Origin of the sequence: Limnohabitans sp. (assembly GCF_044373035.1) — a bacterium.
GTDB lineage: Bacteria > Pseudomonadota > Gammaproteobacteria > Burkholderiales > Burkholderiaceae_C > Limnohabitans_A.
This window is the reverse complement of the sequence record NZ_JBILQU010000156.1, coordinates 1-4,405: the sequence shown is the minus strand read 5'-3', so window position 1 is coordinate 4,405 and position 4,405 is coordinate 1. Positions and strand designations below refer to the sequence as shown.

The 4,405-nt window shown below is 57.3% G+C and carries 8 protein-coding genes and 1 pseudogene; 7 read left to right on the top strand and 2 right to left on the bottom strand.

Annotated elements, in window-relative coordinates:
* A pseudogene (locus ACIQ47_RS14855) lies at window positions 1–126 on the top strand (squalene synthase HpnD); the annotation flags it as partial.
* Between the two features lie 20 nt (window positions 127–146).
* On the opposite strand, the gene ACIQ47_RS14850 reads toward ACIQ47_RS14855, so the two are convergent.
* Window positions 147–1,433 (bottom strand): type II toxin-antitoxin system HipA family toxin, encoded by a 1,287-nt coding sequence (locus ACIQ47_RS14850; protein ID WP_296292053.1) that lies wholly within the window; start codon window positions 1,431–1,433, stop codon window positions 147–149.
* Window positions 1,423–1,689: a helix-turn-helix transcriptional regulator gene (locus tag ACIQ47_RS14845; RefSeq protein WP_396438838.1), complete on the bottom strand. Its 267-nt coding sequence runs from the start codon at window positions 1,687–1,689 to the stop codon at window positions 1,423–1,425. Before ACIQ47_RS14845 ends, ACIQ47_RS14850 begins: the two co-directional genes overlap by 11 nt.
* A 335-nt stretch (window positions 1,690–2,024) precedes the next feature.
* Between ACIQ47_RS14845 and ACIQ47_RS14840 the strand changes: the two genes are divergently transcribed.
* The 6 genes from ACIQ47_RS14840 to ACIQ47_RS14815 are packed head-to-tail and all read left to right on the top strand — an operon-like array spanning window position 2,025 to window position 4,241.
* Entirely contained in the window at window positions 2,025–2,591 is a 567-nt protein-coding gene (locus ACIQ47_RS14840) for a hypothetical protein (protein ID WP_296292055.1), read from the top strand.
* Window positions 2,591–2,812, top strand: a complete 222-nt coding sequence (locus tag ACIQ47_RS14835; protein WP_396438837.1) for a helix-turn-helix domain-containing protein — start codon at window positions 2,591–2,593, stop codon at window positions 2,810–2,812. The genes ACIQ47_RS14840 and ACIQ47_RS14835 overlap by 1 nt, the downstream gene beginning before the upstream one ends.
* Complete coding sequence (locus tag ACIQ47_RS14830; protein WP_396438836.1) at window positions 2,809–2,949, top strand: hypothetical protein; 141 nt, start codon at window positions 2,809–2,811, stop codon at window positions 2,947–2,949. The genes ACIQ47_RS14835 and ACIQ47_RS14830 overlap by 4 nt, the downstream gene beginning before the upstream one ends.
* Window positions 2,950–2,997: 48 nt before the next feature.
* Window positions 2,998–3,609, top strand: coding sequence for a hypothetical protein (locus ACIQ47_RS14825; protein WP_396438835.1), 612 nt, complete (start codon window positions 2,998–3,000; stop codon window positions 3,607–3,609).
* 28 nt (window positions 3,610–3,637) lie between these two features.
* Window positions 3,638–3,934, top strand: coding sequence for a type II toxin-antitoxin system RelE/ParE family toxin (locus ACIQ47_RS14820; RefSeq protein ID WP_396438834.1), 297 nt, complete (start codon window positions 3,638–3,640; stop codon window positions 3,932–3,934).
* 4 nt (window positions 3,935–3,938) lie between these two features.
* A complete protein-coding gene (locus tag ACIQ47_RS14815; protein WP_396438833.1) occupies window positions 3,939–4,241 on the top strand; it encodes an addiction module antidote protein in 303 nt (100 codons plus the stop codon).
* Window positions 4,242–4,405: the final 164 nt, after the last annotated feature.

Sequence of the window (4,405 nt, the reverse complement as noted above, 5' to 3'; positions counted from 1 at the left end):
ATCTACCGCACCTTGCTGCGCGAGATCGAGGCCTCGGGCTATCAGGTGCTGCACCAGCGCATTGCGCTGACGCCGCTGCGCAAGCTGTGGCTGGCGTGGAAGATGCAGGCGCTGGGGCGGTTTTGAGCCGCCGCACATCCTTCACATCAATCGGGTGAAACATTCGCATCGGTCATCGGCGCACTGAGCCTTTGAACCGTCAAAGCACAGCGTTGCTCGATCAACACCACGATGCGCTCCACCACGGCATTCCCCAAATATCGGCTGCCACTGGCTTGCTGGAGTGCGCAGGCGGCACCGGGCAGTGCCTTGGCCAATTCCAAGATGCGTTTTCTGGCTGGGGATCTGGCCAAACCTGCGCTTTGCGCAAACTGCTCCCAATGCCGTGCCTGAACTTCGCTGAACTTGTATTTGCTGCCAATTTTCATGGCCATCTTGGGCGTCAGCGCCGGATACACCGCCGTTGAGAGCAGGTCATAAAACGGTGCCAAAAAAGGCGTCTGGCCCGCGTACAACAGAGAGAAATTCTTGGCATGCGCATCGTGGTTGCCGACCAAGACATTGAAGATCACACCATCGAACAAACGCAAAACGTGTGGAGCACTGGGGCGTGTGACACGGCGAACCAGATCGAAACACTGCGCCAGACCCGGTCCGCCTTCGTTCTGGTATTTCATTTCAGGCACTACGCCCAGCGACTGGCAAAAGTCTTCCTGATGCAGGCGCAACCTGCGGCCTTGTGTCTCCATGATTCGGTCATAGCGCTCGACCAGCAAGAACGGGCGATTCAGCACAACATGAATTTGTGACTTCGCAGGCTTGAGTTGCATGGCCTCGGCCAGCGCCATGCAAAAACCCTCGTTGGTCACGCTGTCCTCCACGGCATGAATCGGCGGCTTCAAGATGTGAGAGCTGGGTGTGCCGTTGCGCGGCAAGCCAATACGATGGCCATCAAAAACCACCGGCAGTTTGTCCTGAGCACCGGCCAAAGACAGCCGCAACCCATCCTGACCCGCCAGCATGGGGCGACGCGGCAACTCATCCAGAATAACAACGACTTCTTCATCGCTCAGCCAGCGCACATCTTTAGTGCCGGCGGCTGCAGGCAAAGTCTGCCCTCGTGCCAAAAAGGTCACGGCTCCTGCGCATTCGCCGCCGATGTGGTCCAGCAGCGCGAAATCGTTCTGCCCTGAGATTTGCAAATGGCGTGCAAGCAGACGGCGCAATTGCCCTTCGGGCAACAGTCCTGCAAAAAAGGGACGCGTCATGTGATCGTCGAAAGGCTCGGCCTGAAGAGGCAAAGACAGGGACAACGCCACCGCATTCGGCTGCGCCAGCCAGCCAGGGGCATAGCCAAAACTCAGCCGCCCCTGCGCCAAGCTCAAGGTGCCCACACGGTCGGTAAACAGCCAGACATCCAGTTCATGCGCCATCGTCATGTCCTTCGCGTTTCGGCTCGGCAGCCAAAGCGGCTGCAGGCAAACCATTCAAGCTGAATTCACCACCCAATGCCTCAATGACCCGCAGCACCTGCGCCAGCCGCACCGTGGGCTTACCCGCCTCCAGCTCCACCACAAAGCGCACCCCCACCCCTGCGGCCAAGGCCAACTGCGGCTGCGTGAGTACAAGCTGCTTGCGGGCGGTGCGGATGGCATCGCCCAATTGCTGAGATGAACGAATACTGGTCATGGTTTGCTAAATTTCCCGCTCAGGAAATTTTGCAACAAAGCTCGATTCTTAGCAAGACATAATTCCCGAACGGGGAATTTTCTCTACTACAGGCACATACATCTCCACTATTTCCCGTTCAGGAAATTTTTTAATCATTCGGCAACGTCTTACACGCGTTCGCGACGCTGCGCAAGCTGAGGTTGGCGTGGAAGGTTCAGGGGGTGAGGAGTCGATGCTGTTTAACAGCATCTTGAATGCACTATCTCGATAAAAATTTAATGTTAAACAATAAATTTTTATTGCTTTAATTCCATTTTTGATTTTCAATACCCTCTTTCACAAGGAGGCATGGCATGAACACATCCACATCAATCACCTCGGCACACCACACCCAACTGCGGCGCAAAGTCGCCACGGTCATCTGGACTCTGAGAGTCTTGGGCAGCATCTACACATTCTGGGTGCTGCTTCACATTCTTCACCCCTTGCAAGACCCCTCGGAATTTCTGCACAAGGTCGGCAGTTATTGGCAACGCGATCTAAACGCTGGTGCGAGTTGGCAACTCGGCAGCGCCGTTGGCCTTAATCTGACCCTGTGGTTCCTGTTGTTGGCCGCTGTAATTTGTCTGTGGCAAGCCACCCAACATTTATTGCGCGACATGGGCTTGAGCACCATCAGCAGCAACTGGCTGCAACGCGGTGCCTGGGCGGGCTTGGGCTGCGCCGTGCTGGGCATTGCGACCCGCCCACTCTGGAGTTATCTGGTCACCTTGCACCTGCCACCGCAATCTCAGCTCTGGAATTGGGAAATGCACCCCAGCGACTTGTTGGGCCTGTTGATTTGCGGCGTCTTGCTCATGCTGTCTTACCTGATGGCCTGGATGTCAGAAATCGCCGAAGAAAACAAGGCGTTTGTCTGATGCCCATCGTCGTCCAACTCGACCTGATGTTGGCCCGCCGCAAGATGCGCTCACGCGATCTGGCCGCCGCCGTCGGCATCACCGAAGTCAACATCTCCCTGCTCAAGTCCGGCAAGGTCAAAGGCGTGCGCTTTGACACGCTGGAGCGCATCTGCGAAGTCTTGCAATGCCAGCCGGGGGATTTGTTGGTTTATGAAACCCAACCACCCGAGTCCACATGATCCGACTGCGCACCCTCACACTCCTTTTGACCTTGGGCCTCTTGAGCGGTTGCGGCATGCTGCACAGCGTGGCGCAAAGCGGCAAATTGCTGGCCCCTGAAAGTTTTGGCCTGATCCCGATCGGGCCCCATCTGTAGGTTGAAGTTGGGACCGATGAAGCCACGCAGGACCGACTGCGCGCAGACATGGCCCGGGCCGAAGCGGCCATCCGCATGGCCTACGGCAGCGTCAGCGCACGCCCCACCGTGCATGCCTGCATCTCCGAAAAATGCTACGCCGCCTTGGGCGGGCGAGGCGAAATGGGCAAGGTTTTCGGCCAACGCATCTTGCTGTCGCCGCGTGGGTTGAACTGGCACTTTCTGGCGCACGAATGGTCACACGCAGAAATGAGCACACGTTTGACCCTGTTTGCGTGGAAACGCATGCCCCAGTGGTTTGACGAAGGTCTGGCCGTGGCCATCAGCGAAGCACCCCAGCATTCAGAAAACCACTGGCAATTTCTGATCAGCACCCGCATCCCCCGGCCCTCACGCGACGAGCTGCTGACCTACCAATCCTTGCAGCAATGGCTGGCTGGCGTTCACCGTTTTGGCGACGACAAAAACTTTGAACGCGTAGCCCAAGGCCAGCCCACCCTCAGCCCCGTCTATTCGGCCGCCGGGCGCGAAGTGCGCCCCTGGCTGGCCCAAGTGGGCAGCCACGGCTTGTTGCACGTCATTCAGCAGATGAACGAGGGCGCGGACTTTGAAGCCGCATACACCCCACAAACGCAAAGCCCATCAACACCAACTCCATAAAACCGTATCCCAATTGATACAATGAGCCATGAAGACGATTTACACCACCGAAGTCTTTGATCTGTGGTTTGAGTCCTTGAAGGACAGACAAACTGCCAGACGCATTCAGACCCGCATCGATCGTGCCGAAGAAGGCAACTTCGGGGATCACAAGGCTGTGGGTGAGGGTGTATCCGAAATGCGAATTCACCATGGCCCTGGCTTTCGCGTGTATTTCACACAGCGCGGTATGGAAATCGTGATTCTTCTGGCCGGGGGCGACAAATCCAGTCAAACCCAAGACATTGCAACGGCGCACGAACTCGCTCGCCAATTGAAGGAGTAAGGAGATGAGCACACTCAAGCTGCGCAAATGGGACAGCGCCGAACACCTCAAAACCGAGGAAGACATGGCGCTTTATCTGGAAGCTTGCCTGCAAGAAGCTGGGGACGATGCCGCCTTCATTGCCAAGGCGCTGGGCCACATCGCCCGCGCCAAAGGCATGTCTCAACTGTCACGCGACACGGGGCTGGGCCGGGAAAGTCTCTACAAAGCGCTTTCTGGAGAGGGCAACCCAAGCTTTGCGACGATCTTGAAAGTCACCTTGGCCTTGGGTATTCGGCTGCACGCGCTGCCGGCACAAACCACCTAAGACATAAGCCTGACGAATTCTCGCGTCAAAGCCACATCCTTCAAGGCATCGCCCGCACGCGATTTTGAGCCTCGCGCTCCATGCACGAGTGCAGCCAGCCCGAAACCGCCGGGTATTGCGCCAGCAAGCCCGGGGCCGGGCGAATCCAGTTGGCCACGCTGGCC

Excerpts from the sequence above, each read along its gene's own strand:
- ACIQ47_RS14845 (WP_396438838.1), bottom strand. The coding sequence starts at position 1,689 with ATGACCAGTATTCGTTCATCTCAGCAATTGGGCGATGCCATCCGCACC.
- ACIQ47_RS14820 (WP_396438834.1), top strand. The coding sequence starts at position 3,638 with ATGAAGACGATTTACACCACCGAAGTCTTTGATCTGTGGTTTGAGTCC.
- ACIQ47_RS14825 (WP_396438835.1), top strand. The coding sequence starts at position 2,998 with ATGGCCCGGGCCGAAGCGGCCATCCGCATGGCCTACGGCAGCGTCAGC.
- ACIQ47_RS14815 (WP_396438833.1), top strand. The coding sequence starts at position 3,939 with ATGAGCACACTCAAGCTGCGCAAATGGGACAGCGCCGAACACCTCAAA.
- ACIQ47_RS14850 (WP_296292053.1), bottom strand. The coding sequence starts at position 1,433 with ATGGCGCATGAACTGGATGTCTGGCTGTTTACCGACCGTGTGGGCACC.
- ACIQ47_RS14830 (WP_396438836.1), top strand. The coding sequence starts at position 2,809 with ATGATCCGACTGCGCACCCTCACACTCCTTTTGACCTTGGGCCTCTTG.
- ACIQ47_RS14840 (WP_296292055.1), top strand. The coding sequence starts at position 2,025 with ATGAACACATCCACATCAATCACCTCGGCACACCACACCCAACTGCGG.
- ACIQ47_RS14835 (WP_396438837.1), top strand. The coding sequence starts at position 2,591 with ATGCCCATCGTCGTCCAACTCGACCTGATGTTGGCCCGCCGCAAGATG.